This is a genomic window from Actinomadura sp. B10D3 (genome assembly GCF_039871695.1).
Lineage (GTDB): Bacteria > Actinomycetota > Actinomycetes > Streptosporangiales > Streptosporangiaceae > Spirillospora > Spirillospora madurae.
Map to the genome: position 1 here is coordinate 96,423 of NZ_JBDPLY010000033.1, position 16,817 is coordinate 113,239.

Annotated in this window: 21 protein-coding genes, 3 tRNA genes and 1 pseudogene; 13 read left to right on the forward strand and 12 right to left on the reverse strand. The window is 64.8% G+C overall.

Translation table 11 applies throughout. The annotated features are described in order from the left end of the window. The first annotated feature begins 31 nt into the window (after nucleotides 1-31). Both ABGB11_RS35500 and ABGB11_RS35505 read left to right on the forward strand, forming a co-directional pair. Nucleotides 32-1,315: a Gfo/Idh/MocA family oxidoreductase gene (locus ABGB11_RS35500; protein WP_347639870.1), complete on the forward strand. Its 1,284-nt coding sequence runs from the start codon at nucleotides 32-34 to the stop codon at nucleotides 1,313-1,315. Then, nucleotides 1,312-2,595 (forward strand): ABC transporter substrate-binding protein, encoded by a 1,284-nt coding sequence (locus tag ABGB11_RS35505; RefSeq protein ID WP_347639871.1) that lies wholly within the window; start codon nucleotides 1,312-1,314, stop codon nucleotides 2,593-2,595. Before ABGB11_RS35500 ends, ABGB11_RS35505 begins: the two co-directional genes overlap by 4 nt. Nucleotides 2,596-2,769: 174 nt before the next feature. On the opposite strand, the gene ABGB11_RS35510 is transcribed toward ABGB11_RS35505, so the two are convergent. From ABGB11_RS35510 to ABGB11_RS35530, 5 genes are all read right to left on the reverse strand, one after another. Then, the gene (locus ABGB11_RS35510) at nucleotides 2,770-4,605 is read right to left on the reverse strand and encodes a glycoside hydrolase family 3 N-terminal domain-containing protein (protein ID WP_347639872.1); all 1,836 of its coding nucleotides are present in this window, start codon (nucleotides 4,603-4,605) and stop codon (nucleotides 2,770-2,772) included. 59 nt (nucleotides 4,606-4,664) lie between these two features. After that, nucleotides 4,665-4,736, reverse strand: a tRNA-His gene (locus ABGB11_RS35515). Between the two features lie 2 nt (nucleotides 4,737-4,738). Beyond that, nucleotides 4,739-4,811 (reverse strand) — tRNA-Arg (locus ABGB11_RS35520). Between the two features lie 76 nt (nucleotides 4,812-4,887). Next, a tRNA-Ser gene (locus ABGB11_RS35525) sits at nucleotides 4,888-4,972 on the reverse strand. A gap of 37 nt (nucleotides 4,973-5,009) precedes the next feature. Further along, nucleotides 5,010-5,645: an SDR family NAD(P)-dependent oxidoreductase gene (locus tag ABGB11_RS35530; protein WP_347639873.1), complete on the reverse strand. Its 636-nt coding sequence runs from the start codon at nucleotides 5,643-5,645 to the stop codon at nucleotides 5,010-5,012. A gap of 9 nt (nucleotides 5,646-5,654) precedes the next feature. Between ABGB11_RS35530 and ABGB11_RS35535 the strand changes: the two genes are divergently transcribed. After that, nucleotides 5,655-6,137, forward strand: coding sequence for a LysR family substrate-binding domain-containing protein (locus tag ABGB11_RS35535; RefSeq protein ID WP_347639890.1), 483 nt, complete (start codon nucleotides 5,655-5,657; stop codon nucleotides 6,135-6,137). Here the strand turns inward: ABGB11_RS35535 and ABGB11_RS35540 are convergent. After that, nucleotides 6,125-6,388, reverse strand: a complete 264-nt coding sequence (locus ABGB11_RS35540) for a sigma factor-like helix-turn-helix DNA-binding protein (RefSeq protein WP_347639874.1) — start codon at nucleotides 6,386-6,388, stop codon at nucleotides 6,125-6,127. The genes ABGB11_RS35535 and ABGB11_RS35540 overlap by 13 nt on opposite strands. A 262-nt stretch (nucleotides 6,389-6,650) precedes the next feature. On the opposite strand from ABGB11_RS35540, the gene ABGB11_RS35545 reads away from it, so the two are divergent. Both ABGB11_RS35545 and ABGB11_RS35550 read left to right on the forward strand, forming a co-directional pair. Continuing rightward, nucleotides 6,651-6,872, forward strand: a complete 222-nt coding sequence (locus ABGB11_RS35545) for a hypothetical protein (protein WP_347639875.1) — start codon at nucleotides 6,651-6,653, stop codon at nucleotides 6,870-6,872. Beyond that, complete coding sequence (locus ABGB11_RS35550) at nucleotides 6,865-7,464, forward strand: DUF2637 domain-containing protein (protein WP_347639876.1); 600 nt, start codon at nucleotides 6,865-6,867, stop codon at nucleotides 7,462-7,464. Before ABGB11_RS35545 ends, ABGB11_RS35550 begins: the two co-directional genes overlap by 8 nt. Nucleotides 7,465-7,532: 68 nt before the next feature. Here the strand turns inward: ABGB11_RS35550 and ABGB11_RS35555 are convergent, their stop codons facing one another. Both ABGB11_RS35555 and ABGB11_RS35560 read right to left on the reverse strand, forming a co-directional pair. Then, nucleotides 7,533-8,378 carry a hypothetical protein gene (locus ABGB11_RS35555; RefSeq protein ID WP_347639877.1) on the reverse strand — a complete coding sequence of 282 codons (846 nt, stop codon included), beginning with the start codon at nucleotides 8,376-8,378 and terminating at the stop codon, nucleotides 7,533-7,535. Nucleotides 8,379-8,460: 82 nt separating this feature from the next. Further along, nucleotides 8,461-9,192: an XRE family transcriptional regulator gene (locus ABGB11_RS35560; protein ID WP_347639878.1), complete on the reverse strand. Its 732-nt coding sequence runs from the start codon at nucleotides 9,190-9,192 to the stop codon at nucleotides 8,461-8,463. A 171-nt stretch (nucleotides 9,193-9,363) separates the two neighbouring features. Here ABGB11_RS35560 and ABGB11_RS35565 point away from each other — a divergent pair, with 171 nt between their 5' ends. From ABGB11_RS35565 to ABGB11_RS35580, 4 genes are all read left to right on the forward strand, one after another. Beyond that, a complete protein-coding gene (locus ABGB11_RS35565; RefSeq protein ID WP_347639879.1) occupies nucleotides 9,364-9,642 on the forward strand; it encodes a hypothetical protein in 279 nt (92 codons plus the stop codon). A gap of 203 nt (nucleotides 9,643-9,845) precedes the next feature. Further along, nucleotides 9,846-10,085 (forward strand): hypothetical protein, encoded by a 240-nt coding sequence (locus tag ABGB11_RS35570; protein WP_347639880.1) that lies wholly within the window; start codon nucleotides 9,846-9,848, stop codon nucleotides 10,083-10,085. 1 nt (nucleotide 10,086) lies between these two features. Further along, nucleotides 10,087-10,545, forward strand: a complete 459-nt coding sequence (locus ABGB11_RS35575; protein WP_347639881.1) for a winged helix-turn-helix domain-containing protein — start codon at nucleotides 10,087-10,089, stop codon at nucleotides 10,543-10,545. A 49-nt stretch (nucleotides 10,546-10,594) separates the two neighbouring features. Further along, nucleotides 10,595-11,161: an HD domain-containing protein gene (locus ABGB11_RS35580; RefSeq protein WP_347639882.1), complete on the forward strand. Its 567-nt coding sequence runs from the start codon at nucleotides 10,595-10,597 to the stop codon at nucleotides 11,159-11,161. An 18-nt stretch (nucleotides 11,162-11,179) separates the two neighbouring features. Here the strand turns inward: ABGB11_RS35580 and ABGB11_RS35585 are convergent, their stop codons facing one another. The 4 genes from ABGB11_RS35585 to ABGB11_RS35600 form a co-directional block, all read right to left on the reverse strand. Continuing rightward, nucleotides 11,180-12,775, reverse strand: coding sequence for a hypothetical protein (locus ABGB11_RS35585; protein WP_347639883.1), 1,596 nt, complete (start codon nucleotides 12,773-12,775; stop codon nucleotides 11,180-11,182). Then, entirely contained in the window at nucleotides 12,772-13,491 is a 720-nt protein-coding gene (locus ABGB11_RS35590) for a hypothetical protein (protein WP_347639884.1), read from the reverse strand. The genes ABGB11_RS35585 and ABGB11_RS35590 overlap by 4 nt, the downstream gene beginning before the upstream one ends. Nucleotides 13,492-13,643: 152 nt before the next feature. Then, nucleotides 13,644-14,120 carry an NUDIX domain-containing protein gene (locus ABGB11_RS35595; protein WP_347639885.1) on the reverse strand — a complete coding sequence of 159 codons (477 nt, stop codon included), beginning with the start codon at nucleotides 14,118-14,120 and terminating at the stop codon, nucleotides 13,644-13,646. A 3-nt stretch (nucleotides 14,121-14,123) separates the two neighbouring features. Continuing rightward, nucleotides 14,124-14,867 (reverse strand): XRE family transcriptional regulator, encoded by a 744-nt coding sequence (locus ABGB11_RS35600; protein ID WP_347639886.1) that lies wholly within the window; start codon nucleotides 14,865-14,867, stop codon nucleotides 14,124-14,126. Nucleotides 14,868-15,045: 178 nt separating this feature from the next. On the opposite strand from ABGB11_RS35600, the gene ABGB11_RS35605 reads away from it, so the two are divergent. From ABGB11_RS35605 to ABGB11_RS35620, 4 genes and pseudogenes are all read left to right on the forward strand, one after another. Further along, complete coding sequence (locus tag ABGB11_RS35605; protein ID WP_347639887.1) at nucleotides 15,046-15,255, forward strand: hypothetical protein; 210 nt, start codon at nucleotides 15,046-15,048, stop codon at nucleotides 15,253-15,255. Nucleotides 15,256-15,421: 166 nt separating this feature from the next. Further along, a complete protein-coding gene (locus ABGB11_RS35610) occupies nucleotides 15,422-15,610 on the forward strand; it encodes a hypothetical protein (RefSeq protein ID WP_347639888.1) in 189 nt (62 codons plus the stop codon). Between the two features lie 30 nt (nucleotides 15,611-15,640). Further along, the gene (locus tag ABGB11_RS35615) at nucleotides 15,641-15,982 is read left to right on the forward strand and encodes a hypothetical protein (RefSeq protein WP_347639889.1); all 342 of its coding nucleotides are present in this window, start codon (nucleotides 15,641-15,643) and stop codon (nucleotides 15,980-15,982) included. Nucleotides 15,983-16,041: 59 nt separating this feature from the next. After that, nucleotides 16,042-16,817: pseudogene (locus ABGB11_RS35620) on the forward strand (hypothetical protein); the annotation flags it as partial.

The following is a 16,817-nucleotide window of genomic DNA, read 5'->3' on the forward strand; positions in this document are numbered from 1 at the left end:
TTAGACTACCCAGGTCAGGAGTGGTCACTCGATGCACGAGACGGGCCCCGCGATCGCCGTGGCCGGAGCCGGACTGCGCGGCCGCGGCTACGCCGCGCGGATCCGCGACACCGGCGCCGGCCGGGTCGTCGCGGTCGCCGAGCCCGACCCCGCGCGGCGCGCCCGGTTCGCGGCCGAGCACGGCATCGCGCCGGAGCGCGCGTTCGCCGGCTGGCGGGAGATGGCCGCCGCCGGCCGCGTCGCCGACGGCGTGATCATCGCGACGCAGGACGCCGAGCACGCCGAGCCCGCGATCCGGTTCGCCGAGCTGGGCTGCCACATCCTGCTGGAGAAGCCGATGGCGACGTCCGAGGCCGACGCGCTGCGGATCGTGGAGGCCGTCGAGCGCGCCGGGGTGATGCTCGCCGTCTGCCACGTACTGCGGTACACCGCGTACACGCGCGCCCTCGCCGGGCTGATCGCCGACGGACGGATCGGCGCCCCGGTCAGCGTCCAGCACCTCGAACCCGTCGGCTGGTGGCACCACGCCCACTCCTACGTGCGCGGGAACTGGCGGCGCGCGGACGAGTCCGGGCCGATGCTGATGACCAAGTCGGTCCACGACGTCGACTGGCTGATCCACGTGATGGGCGAGATCCCGGCACGGGTCTCCTCGTTCGGGCGGCTGTCGCACTTCCGTCCGGAGAACCGGCCGGCCGGCGCCGCCGCCCGCTGCGTCGACTGCGCGGTCGAGCCGCGCTGCCCCTACTCCGCGACGCGGCTGTACCTGTCGTGCCTGGGCGATCCCGGCCGCGAGGCCTGGCCGCTCGGTGCGGTCACCGACGACCGCACCGAGGAGGGCGTGCTGCGGACGCTGCGCGAGGGCCCGTACGGGCGCTGCGTCTACGCCTGTGACAACGACGTCGTCGACCACCAGGTGGTCAACATGGAGTTCCCGTCCGGCGCGACGGGCGTGTTCACCATGACCGCGTTCTCCCCCGCCGCCCAGCGCCAGACGCGCGTCTTCGGCACGTCCGGCTGCCTGGAGGGGAACGGCGTGCGCATCTCGGTCCGCGACTTCGTCACCGGGGAGCTGGAGGTCGTCGAGCCCGGCGAGGCGTCCCCGGACGGCCGGCACGACCACGCCGACGACGCGCTCGCCGACGCCTTCGCCGCCGCGCTGGCCGGCGGCGACCCGGCCCCGCTCAGCTCCGGCCCACGGGAGAGCCTCGCCTCGCACCGCGTCGTCTGGGCCGCCGAACGGGCGCGGCTGGCCGGCACGGTCGTCGACCTCGCCCGCGATCACACCCCCGCGAAAGGCACGGTGCGCCCATGACGATCAGACCCCTGTGGTGCGGAGCCGCGGCGGCCCTGTCCCTGGTCCTCGCCCTGGGCGCGTGCGGCGACTCCGGCGGCTCGGGCGCGCCCGCGAGCAACGACGGCCGCGGCCCGATCACCGTCGCCACCGGCAAGGACCTCACCCAGACCGTCCAGAAACTCGTCGCCGCGTGGAACGACCGGCATCCCAAGGAGCAGGTCCGGCTCGTCGAGCTGCCCGAGGACGGCGACCAGGCGCGCCAGCAGCTCGTCCAGAACATGCAGATCAAGTCGGACGCCTACGACGTCGTCCGGCTGGACGCGGTGTGGACGGCGGAGTTCGCCGCGCGCCGCTGGGTCCTTCCGCTGCCGGACGGCCTGCTCGACACCTCCTCCTTCGTCCCGGCGGCCCTCGGGACCGGCAAGTACCGGGGGAGGCTGTACGCGGCGCCGTGGCTGACCGGCACCGGCGTCCTCTACTACCGGGAGGACCTCCTCGCCAAGGCCGGCATCATGGAACCGCCGAAGACGTGGGCCGAGCTGACCGCTGACTGCGCCAAGGTCCAGAAGATCCCGCAGGGCAAGGGCATCGGCTGCTACGCGGGCCAGTTCGGCAAGTACGAGGGGCTGACCGTCAACTACTCCGAGGCCGTCCAGTCGGCGGGCGGCGAGGTCTTCGACGCGTCGGGCAAGCCGCGGGTGAACACCCCGCAGGCCAAGGCGGGCCTCCAGTTCCTCGTGGACGGCTTCGAGAACGGCACCATCCCCGAGAAGGCCATCACCTACAAGGAGGAAGAGGGCCGCCGCGCCTTCCAGGAAGGCGACCTCGTCTTCCACCGCAACTGGGCCTACGTGTACGCGCTCGCGTCCGAGGAGGACGGCTCGAAGGTCGCCGGCAAGTTCGGCGTCGCCCCCATCCCGGGCAAGGACGGGCCCGGCTCCGGCACCCTCGGCGGCAACAACCTGGCCGTGTCGGCGTTCTCCGAGCACCAGGCGACCGCGCGCGACTTCATCGCCCACATCGTCAGCCCGGAGGTCCAGAACGAGTACGGCCGCGCGCAGTCGTTCCCGCTCTCCCTGGCCGCCCTCTACACCCAGCCCGAGATGATCAAGAAGTACCCGTACCTGCCGGTGCTGAAGGAGGGCATGGACAAGGCGAAGCCGCGCCCGGTGGTCGTCCGGTACAACGAGGTCAGCACCGCAATCCAGGAGCACGTCACGGCGGCCATCACCGGGAAGAAGCCGGTCGCCCAGGCGGCGGAGGACCTCCAGAAGGCACTGAGCGCGTCGGCCGACTGAGCGGCATCTCTATTCCGTTCTCTCGGCGCCGGCGAGGCGTCCGGCTCGGCGGGGACCGGGTCGGCGACGCGCTGGACCTGGTCGGCGGGACGCGGAGGCGCCGCGATCGTCAGGCGCGCCGCCTCGGCCGCGACCGCCGCGCCGTGGTCGTCGCGGATCAGCTGCAGGAGATGCTCACTCGTAGGTGAGGCCGTAGCCGAAGGGGAAGAGCGGCTTCTTGCCGTCCCCCCTGTTGATCGGCTGCTGGGACGCGCTGCGCATCCAGGTCACCGGGAGCCGGCCGGTCGGGGCGGTCTCGCCGTACAGGACGTCGGCGACACCGGCGCCCTCGGTCCCCGGCAGCCAGGACGCGACGAGCGCGTCCCACCCGGGCAGTTCCGCGGCGATGTCCAGGGGGCGGCCCGACACCAGCACCACGATCACCGGGACCCCGGACGCGCGGAGCCTGCCGATCGTTTCCAGGTCGGCGTCGTCGAGGCCCATGGCACCCGGCCGGTCCCCGTGGTACTCGGCGTACGGCCGCTCCCCCACGACCGCGATCGCCGCGTCGTAGGACCCGTCGATGCCCGTTGCGTCCCGGCTGTAGGTGACGGTCGCGGACGGGTCCGCGACCTTGCGGATGCCGTCCAGGATCGTGGTGCCCGGCGTCACCGGGCCCGTCCCGCCCTGCCAGGTGATCGTCCAGCCGCCGGACTGCATGCCGATGTCGTCGGCCGCGCGCCCGGCGACGAACACCTTGTCGTCGTCGTACAGCGGGAGGGCGTCGTCGTTCTTCAGCAGCACCTGCGAGGCGGCGACCGCGCGCCGTGCCAGCCCGCGGTGCTCGGCGCTCCCGACCGAGGCGAGGTACGTCCGGTCGGCCATCGGGCGCTCGAACAGGCCGAGCTGGAACTTCCTGGTCAGGATGCGGCGGTTCGCGTCGTCGACGCGGGCCATCGTCACGTCGCCCCGCTTCACCGCGTCCCGCAGGTAGTCGATGAACCTGCGCCACTCGACGGGCACCATGACCATGTCGATGCCGGCGTTGACCGCGGTGGCGACCTCCTCACTGGTGAACCCCGGCCGCCCGTCGATCGTGTCGATGCCGTTGTAGTCCGAGACGACGAAGCCCTCAAAGCCCAGCTCGCGCTTGAGGACGTCCGTGATCAGGTACCGGTCGCCGTGCATCTTCTGCCCGTTCCAGGAGCTGTAGGAGACCATCACCGCGCCGACGTCCCTCCGCACGGCGGCGCGGAACGGCGGCAGATGGACCGCGCGCAGTTCCTCCTCCGAGATCCGTGCGTCGCCCCGATCCTTTCCGCTCTCGGTGCCCCCGTCCGCCACGTAGTGCTTCGCGGTGGCCAGGACGGACGCGGGGCCCGGCTCGTCGCTCTGCAGCCCGTCGATGAGCGTCGTCATCGCGGCGGGCAGCTCGGGCACCTCGCCGAACGACTCGTACGTCCGTCCCCAGCGGTCGTTGCGGGCGACGCACACGCAGGGCGCGAAGTTCCAGTCGACGCCCGTCCCGGCCATCTCCTCGGCGGTCGCCGCCCCGATCCGGCGGACGAGGGCCGGATCGCGGGTCGCGCCCAGCCCGATGGCGTGCGGGAAGATCGTCGCGCCGACCACCGTGTTGTGGCCGTGCACCGCGTCCACCCCGTACATCAGCGGGATGCGCAGCGGCCCGGCGAGCGCGGCCCGCTGCAGGGCGTCGTACATGTCCGCCCAGCTCCGCGGCGTGTTGGGAACCGGTGCGGAACCGCCGCTGGACAGCACCGACCCGATCCGGTGGCGGGTGATCTCCTCGGGGGTGATGTACCGGCGTTCGGGCTGCGTCATCTGGCCGAGCTTGTCGTCCAGGCTCATCCGGTCCAGCAGGTCCTCGACCCGGTCCTCGACCGACAGCCGCGGATCGAGGTACGGCGCGGGCCCCGGCTCCGCCCGCACGGGACCGCCGAGGGCGACGAGCGCGAGCACGCCGAAGGCGGTCAGGCACGCCTTCAACGAGGAGATGTCCATGCGGTAGGGCATTTCCGGAATTGATCAAACGCACGGCAACAGGACGCCAGCGCCTGGGCAATATCTCTCAGGGCCTCCGATCGGGATCGAACCGACACCTCCGGTACCACAAACCGGCGTGCAGACCACTACACCACGCAGGCCGTGTCTTCGGCAGGATTCGAACCTGCGGCCTCCGGGTCCGCAACCCGGCGCGCTCTCCACTGCGCCACGAAGACGTGTTTCTCTTACGTGCTGAGCGCGGGAATCGGCGGCTTATGAGACCGCCGGACGCACCAGCGTCCCTGCTCAGCGCGGAGGGTGCGAGATTCGAACTCGCGCAGGGGTGACCCTGACGACGGCTTAGCAAGCCGCTGCCTTCCCGCTCGGCCAACCCTCCAGGAAAACAAAAAGACCGCCCGTCATAATCCGGGCGGTCAGGCGTCAGGACGTGTCACGTCCTTCGGCGGCTCCCGCGACCGGAAGGGCTGCTGTGCATTCGATGGCTTCGCATCTTTCCCTCTCCTTCCGATCTCGTTGCCTTCGACGTCCATGGTGCCGGGGCGGTTCCCGCCCCGGCAACCCATTTTAACCTCCGACAGCCCCTCCAGGGCGAACTTGGTCGCGGAGTAGGCGCCCACACCGGGCAGCGAGAACCGGCCGCCCATGCTGGACATCTGCACGATCGCCCCGCTCCCCTGCCTGCGCATGTGCGGGAGGACCGCCCGGGTCAGCGCCGCCGGGCCGAAGAAGTGCAGGTCCATCAGGTCGCGCAGTTCCCTGTCCGTGGTCTCCTCCACGGCGCCGATGACCCCTCGCCCCGCGTTGTTGACCAGCACGTCGACGCGCCCGTGCCACAGCACGGCGTCCGCGACGACGTCCGCCGCCTGCGCCCGGTCGGTGACGTCCAGGGCGACGGCGTTGACCCGCCCCGGGTGGCGCGCCACCAGATCGTCCAGCGTCTCGGGCCGCCGCGCCGCCGCGACGACCGTCCCGCCGGCCGCCAGCGCCGCCTCCGCGATCGCCCGCCCGAATCCCGAGTTGGCCCCGGTGATCAACCAGATCTTCGTCATAGGACGGTTATCGCAGCCCGCCGCGCCGGCGATGTGGACGTCGCGTTCGTGTGGCTGCCCGCCGACCTGGCGGGCCTGCATTCGGAGCTCGTCCACACCGAGCCCCGCGTCGTGGGCCTCCCCACGACCCACCCGCTCGCCTCCGCGGCGAGCGTCTCCATCATGGACGTCAACGACGAGCCCCTCATGTGGACCAGGCGCGCCCCTCGCGCCTGGGTGGACTGGTGGGCGGTCAACCCCCGCCCCGACGGGTCCGAACCACGCTGGGGACCCACCAACGACAACGTCGAGGAAATGCTGGAACAGGTCGCCGAGGGCACGGCCATCTGCTTCGCGCCGTCCAGCATGGCGCTGTACTACACGCGCCCCGGCCTCACCTGGGTGCCCCTCACGGACGTGGAGCCGCTACGCGTCGCGCTCGCATGGGACGACGACGGCCCGCTCGTCCAGGCGTTCGCCACGATCGTCCGAGAACTCTCTCAGACGGTCTGACGCGGCGCCTCCACGGCCGCGCTCAGCGCCCGGAGCGCCTGGTAGACGCGGACCTTCACCACGTCCACCGGCACCCCCAGCGAGGCGGCGGCCTCATTGACCGACCGGTCCCTGAAGACCGTCTCGGTGAGGATCTCACGGTGCGCCGACGGCAGCGCCTGGAAGGCCCGGGCCACCACCGCGGGGCGCATCCGCACCCCCGGCGAACCGGGGGCGAACGAACCGGTGTCTTTGCCCATTCGCAGTGCCACGCCAAGAACCTCCCACTCCCCACCCCCCAAGCCCCCTCCCTTATGCCCGCGTTAAGGAAGGGCTGAGTGAGACTTATTTGCGCCTCGTCCGGCTGAGTCTCGGGAAGTCGTCTAAGGAGCCGCTCACCTGCGAAAACAAGGGAGGGAAGCCAGAGGAACCGTCCGGCACCGTCGATCATGGTCGGTTTAACCCGACCTACGTTGGCTCCCGAGATTGGCTCCCCTGGCTCCCCTCCCTCTCAGCAGGGAGGAGGGGGTCTTCATGGCCCTAGAAATCACCGAGGCCACGATGACCGCCACAGCGAACGGCGAGGTCATAGCCACCGCCACCCGCACAGACTGCTGGTGGCACGCCACCACAAGCCCACGCCCCCTAGACCGCAACACGGCCATCACAACCCTGATGCTCGCCGAACGCCGCATCACCCACGGCGAGGACGACCCATGCGTGATCGAGTGGCGAAGGGAACTCGGCCGTGACTGACCGCCTCATCCGCATCACAACCGCGCTCGCCGTGGTGGCGGTAGCCGCCGTGGCAGCCGTCATCTCGTACCGCCACGCCTACGAACTCGTCCACTCGCACGGCGAGGCCGGCCCCACGGCGCGCCTCGTCCCGTTCACGGTGGACGGCCTGATCTGGGCAGCGTCCATGGTGATCCTGGACGCAAGCCGCCGGAAGCACCCTGCACCACCGTTGGCCAAGTGGAGCCTCGCCGTAGGCATCGTGGCCACCGTAGGCGCCAACGTGGCACACGGCGCGTCCCACGGCGTCATAGGCGCAGTAGTCAGCGCATGGCCGGCACTCGCCCTCGTCGGCTCCTTCGAACTCCTGATGACCCTCACCCGCAGCGCCGCACGTGGCGACCTCGTCCAAGACGAGGAACGCACCAACCCGGAACAGCCCCGCACCAAAGTGGAGCAGACACCAGAACAGGCAGTGCTGGACGAGTACAAGGCAAGCTTGCAGGGCCCTGGCCGCCCGCTCTCTCAGCGCTACCTAGCCGAAAAACACGGCATCGACCGCCGCAAGGTCAAGCGAATCATTACCAACGCGGAACAGGTCATTTCCGCCTGAATCACGAGGCCCCAGGCACCCCCAAGACAGTGGAGTGCCTGGGGTTTCTTCCTTATATGATCGAGGAGCTACCGAATTACTATGACCCTGGTTGGGGTGCCAGGACCATCCTGAGCCAGGTCAATCTCAAGAGATCTCGGGTTGTCGAGAATTTCCTTCGGATCATAGACTATGGCAAGGATTCCTTGACAGTCGGGATGTTTTGGATAACGTCCCCAATCCACCAGCAATTCCGCGCCAACATCCTTATCCCTTTGCCCTTCTCGGACCATCTTCGTCTCAACAGCAACACCAATGTCGCGGATGGTGAAATCCGGTATTGAACTCCCACCGCCATGCTTGGGGGAAGGATCTTCGTCACTCACGTTCACATAGAGCAGGCGTAGAAGTGACAACACGACAATCTGCAGGTCTTTTTCTTTCAAAATATTGGGCGCAGGAACGTTCTGCGATGCCTTATTTTTCAGAGTGCGCAGATAGTCTGGAAATCTCTGAAAGGTTGCCGCAAGTTCGTCCAGGGCGCCGATTACATCACTCTCTTGATGGAGTTCTTCGATCAGAATTTGACGTTGTGTGACCAGAGAGTCGCGAACCGTCCCTTGAAACTCAACCTTCCATTTACTAACAAGCGGATTGTCCACCCCTTCCTCATAAAAATCGTTTCTCGCCAAAGGGTCCAAAAGAAAGGTGCGAACCCTATTAGTCCACGCTCCCCCTTCATACATATCAATGAACTTATCTCGCTGATCGCCGGTCAGCATTGTCTTGGCGGTTCCATACCACGCCCCGTAATCACGCTGAACGTTTCGAATTTCCTCATCAGAGGGAACGGCACCTTGCTGCCAGCGGGACATCTCAGTCTCAAACACCTCATTCTCGGCTATGAGCTGCTGCAACTTCTGACGGCGCTGCACAGATCCAAACATGAATTTCCCTCACACTTTGATTCCCCGTAGCATTATGTTCATTCTACTCCCGTCGATTCTCAGCTATCCACTATTCAGGCCATGATGCGTTCGACCACACGTGTTCGAAGCTCTCCAGGTATGTGCTCGCCATGTCGCCATCTTCCGCCCTCCGCAGGTGCAGGACGGGGGCATGGGACGCTGCGATGCCGTAAGCGTGCGGGTTGACCAGTAGATGGTCATCAGCGCGGTAGATCGAGTTATAAAGCACCGTGTCATGCAGCCGGATGTCAATGCCGTCCACGTCATGTAGAGCCCGATAGTGGACGAGCGCATTGCGGATCTTCGCGGCCATGGACTCGCCTACGCCCTCGTCGCTGCCGCGCTCAGCGATGCACGTTCCGTCCGGGTCGCCGAGCAGGATCCGCACCGAGACGCCCTCATGTGCTCTCTGGGCGAGCGTGCGCATGATGCCTGTGTCCTCGGCGAGGAAGAGACCCGCGTAGGCCAGGATGCCGATCTCGTTCTGCGCAGCTTGGAAGAGCTGGTGCCAGACCGGACGTGGGACGGCCCATCGGTGCGGGTAGGTCGCGAGGATCTCAATCACCGGCGTCTCTACCTGCGTGCTCGACACGGCGACGTGCGGCCATAGATCGGTCTCGTCGCGTCCGACCAGTGCGGCGACCCTCGTCCGGTGGCGTGGGTAGGGGATGCGTCCGGCGATCCATCGGTGGACGGTCTTGGGGTCCACGCCCAGCCGTGCGGCAACGCCGGCTTCGGTCAGGTTCGCGTCGGCAAGGGCACGCCTCAACAAGTCGTTCACCGGACCTCCCGCAGATGCAAGCGACAACGACGCACAAGCGACGCTAACAGAAGACGTCCCTAGACGTCCCTAGATGCCGATGGAGAGGTCCCACCCCGGACGGAAGGCTCAAGACACACCGCGAAGGCACCACTTCGCCCCAGAGATCTACACGGAAGTCAAGGAGCCCCCATGCCCACCGAATGGCCCCAAAAGGCCAACCCGAACCCCCACGAGACCGATGCACGTGCGGCGGACGAGGCGCTCACCGAGTTGCGCCGTGACTTCACCGGTCACCGGATCTGGCGCGCCGTGAAGTGGGACGGACGACTCGGAGACTGGGTGGCGAGCTTGCACGACCCGCACGCCGGCGTGGACCCCACGGTAATCCGATCGAGCCCCGCCGCACTACGTGAGGCGCTCGTCAACGAGGCCGCTCGCGCCGAAGTGCGACGCGTGGAGACCTGGTGATGGCGCGGGACCATTCCCCACAGCCGTCGCCAGAGGAGGCCGCGAAGGGGAGCGCGGCCTCATGGGGTGGGGCGGAGGTGGCGTGGTCGGTGCGTATTCCCCCGGATGCACCGCCCGCGTCCCCTCTACCCACCTACAGCGGCCCATGGCGCGCACGCTGGCACCTCACGCTTCTCGCCTTGGTGATGCGCCGAGACGGCTGGATGACCCAACTCCGGATGACCGGGCCGCGCCGACTCCTCCGCGTGTACTCCAAGTGCACCCCGACCATCGGCGAGAGCGTGTCCGTGGCCTGGGGTAACGGCACCTGGTGGTACCAGTCCAGCACCGGCCTGTGGCTCACGCCGTGCAGGGACGTCGAACTCGCCGCTGACAAACTCGCCATCCTGCTCACCCCCTGGGTATCAGCGGCATTCGACCTGCTGAGGGACGAGCGGCTCTGACATGACCCGCCGCACGGCATGGGGCACCTACGCGCGCATCACAGACGCGCTACGCCAACGCATCACGGACGGCACCTACGCCCCCGGCACCCGCCTACCGGGTGAGGCCGCTCTATGCGCTGAATTCGGCGTTGCCCGCAACACCGTGCGGCGGGCTCTGTCCACCCTGCAAGCCAATGGACTCGTCACCGTCCGCTCCGGCCTAGGACGATTCGTCCAGAACGAGGCCACCGCCCAACCACGAACCAGTGCCGAGCACATCGCCGCGAACCTGCGCCACCAGATCGAGACAGGCGACTTCCAACCCGGCGACGCGCTACCCAGCGAGGCCCAACTCGCACGACACCACGGCGTATCCCGCTTCACAGCCCGCGCTGCCCTCATCGCCCTCGAAACCGCCGGCCTCGTCACCTGCGTCCACGGCAAAGGACGCTACGTCCGCCAAGACGTCCCCAGATGATCCACATACGCCCGTGGACGTCCAGACGCATCCTCATAGCGTCGAGCCCATGAAGAAGAACACCCCAGCATGGGCCCGCGAGCTCGCACGCAAGCACCTAGAGACCACACTCCCGCGCCGCTGGGCCCACACCCAGGGCGTAGCGCGCCAAGCCCGCACACTCGCCCCCATCCTCGGCGACGAGGCCGACCTTCTAGAGGCCGCCGCCTGGCTCCACGACATCGGCTACGCCCCCGACCTCGTCGACACGGGCTTCCATCCCCTGGACGGCGCCCGCTACCTCCGCGACACCCACCACGCCGACACCCACCTATACCGCCTGGTAGCCCATCACTCCTGCGCCATCATCGAAGCCCGTGAACGCGCGCTACTCGGCGAGCTAAGTCAAGAGTTTGGTGCTATACCACCCAAATTGAGCAATTCACTCATCTACTGCGATATGACAACTAGTCCAAATGGCCACAGCTTGTCTGTGGAGCAGCGCATTGCAGAAATATTGTCGAGATATGGAGACGGGCACCTCGTCGCAAGAGCAATTAACAAGGCTGCGCCACAACTTACCGGCGCAGTGAGCATCATTGAACAGCAATTGTCTCAGGAGAAAGCGAGCAACTAATGCGACAAATAAAAAGTATTAACCCGAGAGGTACTCAAGCACGGCAGCAACTGCCGCATTACGCATCTGCCGAGCACGTATCTCACCGACGTAATGCGCCCGCTTGAACACGGCTTCATCGGCATTTAGCACAGCTCCAATGGTAACGAGCTGCAACTCCTCAAGCTTTGATCGCTGAAAATCAGTGACATCTAGCAACGAAGAAGGTCGCGCGAGCTGTGACTCCAGGGCTTCGTTTCCACTCATATCAACGTTTTCCAGCGACAGAGCGTCGAGTGGCCGGTATTCGGGGTGGTTCGCCCCATATTCCACCATTCGTTTGATGGAAAGCGATTTTCGGACCTTAATTCCAGAACTGATGGGCTCCGCGTCCTGTGCGAACAAGCATCCCAGGTTTACCATATAACGCGTCCCCACTTCACTACGCGTGGCTCGAATGCCAGAGTCTCCCTCCAAAATGACGCCGCTATAAGAGAGAAGACGCAAAGCCTCGCGAATTGCTTGAGGTGCATCGCGGTGCATCCAAAAGTACGCTGATGTCTCTGAGCGCCTGCCTCGATTTCGCGCGTGAAGATCAGGGAGAACACGTCCCTCTATAAAGGCCCTCCCCCAATCAACTAGTTCGCGATGGCCCGGATAGCGCTCAGCCAGACCAGAATGTTCGGACCAGATCTCCTCTCTGTAGTACTTCCGGAGCACACTTTCCGCGTTGCGCCGATTGAACGGTACTGTCCGCGCGACCGTCTTCAAAAGGATCCGCGGATTACCTGTGGCGGCGTATGCGAGAGTGTCGAAGACTTCGCCGTTCCGCTCGATAGTCTGCTTCAGGCTAGATTCTTGCTTAAATACAATCTGCCGCATATTGTCGGCATAATCAGAGTCGGTAACGGATCGATCGACCGTCAGAATCGTTGCATCGTGTACTGGCTGAAAAGCGTGGCCATACGAAGTTGCACCTGGATACACAGCGGCCTTCACGGTCAGGAAGGGGCTGCGGAGATCTCTCATAAGCGTGAAGAACTGCCGTTGCTGAGCAGGGATAAACACATGCGCAGCTTCATCCACAAAAAGAATAATTCGCCTAAGATTGGCAGAAGTACACAAGTCCTCCGCAGCGTCCTTCAAGACCTCAGGGTCAGGAACTGTTGATGAATCAGGAGTCGCAGCCTTACCTTTCCAAGACTCCTCGTATTCCTTTTCTATCTGCTCCATCTTAGAGGGCTTGACTGAGCTGCTCCCACCCTGAATCGAGGCAATGGAAGATCCAGCAGGGAGCGTAAGACCGAGCTCTGTGGCCACCCGGACAATTCTATTGCAAACTTTCGCGATCATCCAAGATAGAAAGCGCTCTGGCGAGTCTGCTTTGATTAGACTTGCGGATGCAAAGGTAACATATACTGGAAGAATGCGCTTTTCTTGGAATTCCGCTCGAAGTTCTGCTTCCGCGGCTCGCATCAAAAAGGACTTTCCCACACCCCGACTACCCTTAACGATAACCGGAGAGCGCCCCTTCAACGAGTCAATGATCGAACGATCGGCATTTGTCTCAACGAGATAGCTCAGGACTTCATCTAGTTGGAGGTCTTCCGTCCTAAAAAAGAGATCTGCAGTCATCGCCCATTCTCCTCCCTATCTACAGGCAACCCCAATATAATCCTTACAAATGCATGCTGAGCGAAAGAATGCTCGATCGTTGAGCTGAGCTCACTATCATCCACTATTGCCAATTCGCTACCATACCTGCATAGCAGCAGAAAGAGAGTGGCTGTAGCAGAGTCTCGTCCCGTAGCGGCCCAATCAAGAAAGACCTCCCTAGAAAAGGTAAGGTTCTCAGGTATGCTCTTCGTTACCGCGAGCTTGCCGTGAACAAACTGAGAACAACGACGGTAGCTCTTGAGGGCAAGGTCAGCGTACGTTGGAGCGACATCAACGGCGTCCAGCAGGAACTCTCTCACAAAACTGCTTGAGAGGACACCATCAGCCTGATCAAGAGCCTTGGACCAGGAGAAGTCTGAACGATCAGAAATCCATTGCCGTCGCTGCAGTTCATTCGCCGAAAAATAGACCGCCGCAAAGCTAAGTTCCAAAAAAAGGCGAATGCCATCGTATCCTAGTCTATATAGACCCGATGATGCCGCGTAGATCGCGAGAGCTAATTCCTTGCGAGCGTTCTTGAGTAGCTCAGCTTCAGGTCGTCCCGCTATTCGATCTTCCCAGACTGCAATATCCAAATCAAGCTGCAGGAGTTGACCTAGTATGGCCGGCTCGCGCGCAACCGATTCCTCAAGTACCGTGTCCGCATCCCGATGCAGATTGAGCAGGTGCCTCATAATCGGGGGTGTGGGCTGACCGCCCATCCCACCATTTACCATGTCGCCCAAGGTACACCCTCTCGAATCTCTTGTGTAGGTCCTGGCACGATTGTGCCACTCAGAACCTCACACAGATGGCGATTTACCCCAAAGTTCGCAATCCAGGCACTTCACAGGACAACCGGCGCGTCACTTGTCTTGAGAAAATGCCTGATTCGCATACTCATCGAGGCGTCCATTCTTAGATGGACGAGGGCATTAGTTGATTTCCAGCACACTTCGCGAGATTCATAACTTGGAGTAGGATCTCCCGCAACTGGCCGCGCAGTGAGAACTACTGAGAATTCTTGACGGACTTCGTTGTTGCTGGTGTAGTGGATCACGTGCTTCGGGTCGCTGTAGATGCCTACTAGGCCCGTGATCTCTACCTCTATGCCGGTTTCCTCTATGGTTTCGCGGATGGCGGCTTGGGTGACGGACTCGCCCAAGTCTATTGCACCACCCGGTAGTGCCCAGTTGTCGTTGTCGGTGCGGCGGATCATGAGAATCTCGCCCTTGTCGTTCTCGACGACGACGTTGACGGATGGTACGAGACTGTTGGCCTGGGGGGCGTTGGGATCGTCGTAGTAGTCGATTCTGCGGCCCATATGTCAGTCTCCCGGTATGGGTGTGGCAGTTTCCCAGACTCGTTCGAAGCTCTCCAGGTAGGTGTTCACCAGGTCTCCGCCGGCTATGCGGCGTAGATGCCAGACGGGGGCGTGTGCGGCCGTGACGCCGTAGACGTGGGTGTTGACGAGCAGCTGGTCATCGGCGCGGTAGATGGAGTTGTAGAGGACCGTGCGGTGAAGGCGGAACTCTATGCCGTCTCGTTTGCGTAGGTTCTTGTAGAGAACGAGGGCGTTGCGGATCTTTGCGGCCATGGCGTCGTCTACGCCCTCGTCTGTGCCGCGTTCGGCTACCTGTGGGCTGTCGGGGTCGCCCAGGAGGATGCGGACGCGGACACCAGCCTCGGCTTTCTCGGCGAATGTGCGGTGAATGCCTGCGTCTTCGGAGAGGAAGAGGCCGGAGTAGACCAGGACGCCGATCTCTTCCTTGGCTGTGGCGAAGAGACGTCCCCATGCGTCCCTTGGGACGGACGTGCGGTGCGGGTAGATCGTCACCAGTTCGCTGCTGGACGCTGCCGTGACTTGCTCGTTGGAGAGAGCGTCCGGCCAAAGGAACGTCTCATCTACGCCCAAGCGCGAAGCCACTGCGTAGCGGTGCCGCCGGTAGGGGGTGCGGTCTTTGGTGATCCACCGTTCTACCGTTTTGGGGTCCACGTCGATCGCTTCGGCGAGCGTGGCGATAGTCAGACCCTGCTCTAGCAGGGCTGCGCGTAGACGTTCGTTTGGCATGCACCCGTCCGGATTCCGGGACGTCCTAGGACGCGGTCAACCCTATGAGGACGTCATGAACACGTCCAGTCATGTAGTGATCTCGTCCCCCAGGTCAAGCGCACTCTCTTTCTCGTAAGCCACCGACCGCCCGAACCGCCCCCGCCGGACACGGGCCTTACGAGAGGAGTGATCGCACATGATCCTCGTCCTGGCCTCCATCATCGCCGTCTTCCTCGCCGGCTCCACCTGCGGCATCTTCGCCATGCTCGTCATCGGCATCCACGCCGAAGAGCGTCGGGTGGCGCGAGGGCGCGCCGAGTCTTCCCGTTGCGGTACGGCCTCGCGGCGTCTGCTCAGCACCCGGACGGGTGACGACCTCCCGGACCGCGTTCCGGCGGGGCGGTGAGCATGCGGCACATGCCTCGCGTCATCACCGGCCACACCTGCGTGTGCGGCGCGCGTGTGGAGCCCGGTAACCGGCGGTGCCGCAAGTGCCGCGCCCGCGCCCGATGGCTCCGGCGTGGGCGTGGTTCGCGGTACCCGGACCTGTGGCTGTGAAGGGGGGTGGACCTGTGAACGTCTCGGTTCCCCTGGTGGTGATTCTCGGTGCGGTGGTGTGGGTCGCGTGGCGGTACATGGGGCTTCGTGGCTGGCACATCGCGGTGTGTCTGCTGTTCGGGTTCTTCCTCGCCGCGACCAGCGCCGCGCCGGAAATCCGGCGACTGGTGTCCGTTCTCGTCCAGTCCCTTTCTCAGCATTGACGTCCCCTGACCGAAGGGAGGGATGCCCTGGTGCCTGATACACCGCATGTGAAGGTCAACGTTCAGGAGGTCCGTACGCGCAACCTCGCCGCGCGTGAAATCGTCTCGAATCTGTCCGCCGCGATGCCGTCCATAGAGGACTTGTGGCTTCGCCTCTACGCCGCGCTCGCCGACGTCCCCGCGCTCGTCTCCGAGATCACCCGTCTTGCCGCCGTGCTGTCGAAAGTGCGACGCGACCGCGCGAACCTGGTGGCCGCTGGGCGCGCCACCCTCAAGGCCGAAAGGGAGGCCGAACCCGATCCGCTGTACTACCTGCGCGACGAACTTCGCGCGCAAGGCCACCTTCCCCCGGACTCCTGGGGGCGGTCATGAGCCGGACGCGCCAGATGCGGCGGCACGCCCACAAGATGCGCCGCAATGGGCTCCAGCCCATGGTGATCATCGACAGTGAGGGCCCGTTCCCGGACATCGCCGGCGTCCTCCTCGCGCGAGCCATGTGGCGATACCGGTCCGAGCTCGCACCGCTCTACCTGGTGACCGCGCTCGCCGTTGGGGGTGCGCTCATGCACTTCACGCATCCGGAATGGTGGCCTTGGCTGTTGGCTGCCGCCACAGTGGCCGCTTGGGCTCTGGCCGTGTTCGGGGAACGGGTCGGGCTCGCCCTGCGGATCGAGCGGGCATATGCCGCCGCCGTCGCCATGGGTGCCGGTGGGTGGCTCTCGGCCGCTACCGCGCTGGGCATCACGTTCCGTCCGCTTCCCCTCGTCCTCATCGGCGGCGGGCTTATGCTCGCCGTGCCCTGGTGGGTACACCGGAGACGGCGCGCCAAAGTGCGTGTCGATCGTCAGATAGCCGCCTGGCCGGAAATCGCGAAAGACGTCGGCCTCGCCGGATCACGCGCACAATCCGCGGTGGTGGACGTATGGGGATGGCGTGCACGCTTCGCCCTGGCACGCGGCCAGACGATCCAAGACGTCATCGGAAAGATTCCGGCGATCGAGTCGGCTCTCGGGACGTTCCGGGGCGCCGTGCGTGTCGCTCCGACACGCGACGACAAGGCCAACCGCTTCGAATTGCGGGTACTGAGGTTTTCTCTGCAAGATCGATTAGGACAGCAGGGACTTCTGGGGCATGAACGGGCACGGGCAGGCAGGCGCGCGGACAGATCGGAACACCCCGAAATGGGCGTGGAGCCCTCGGTAGAGAG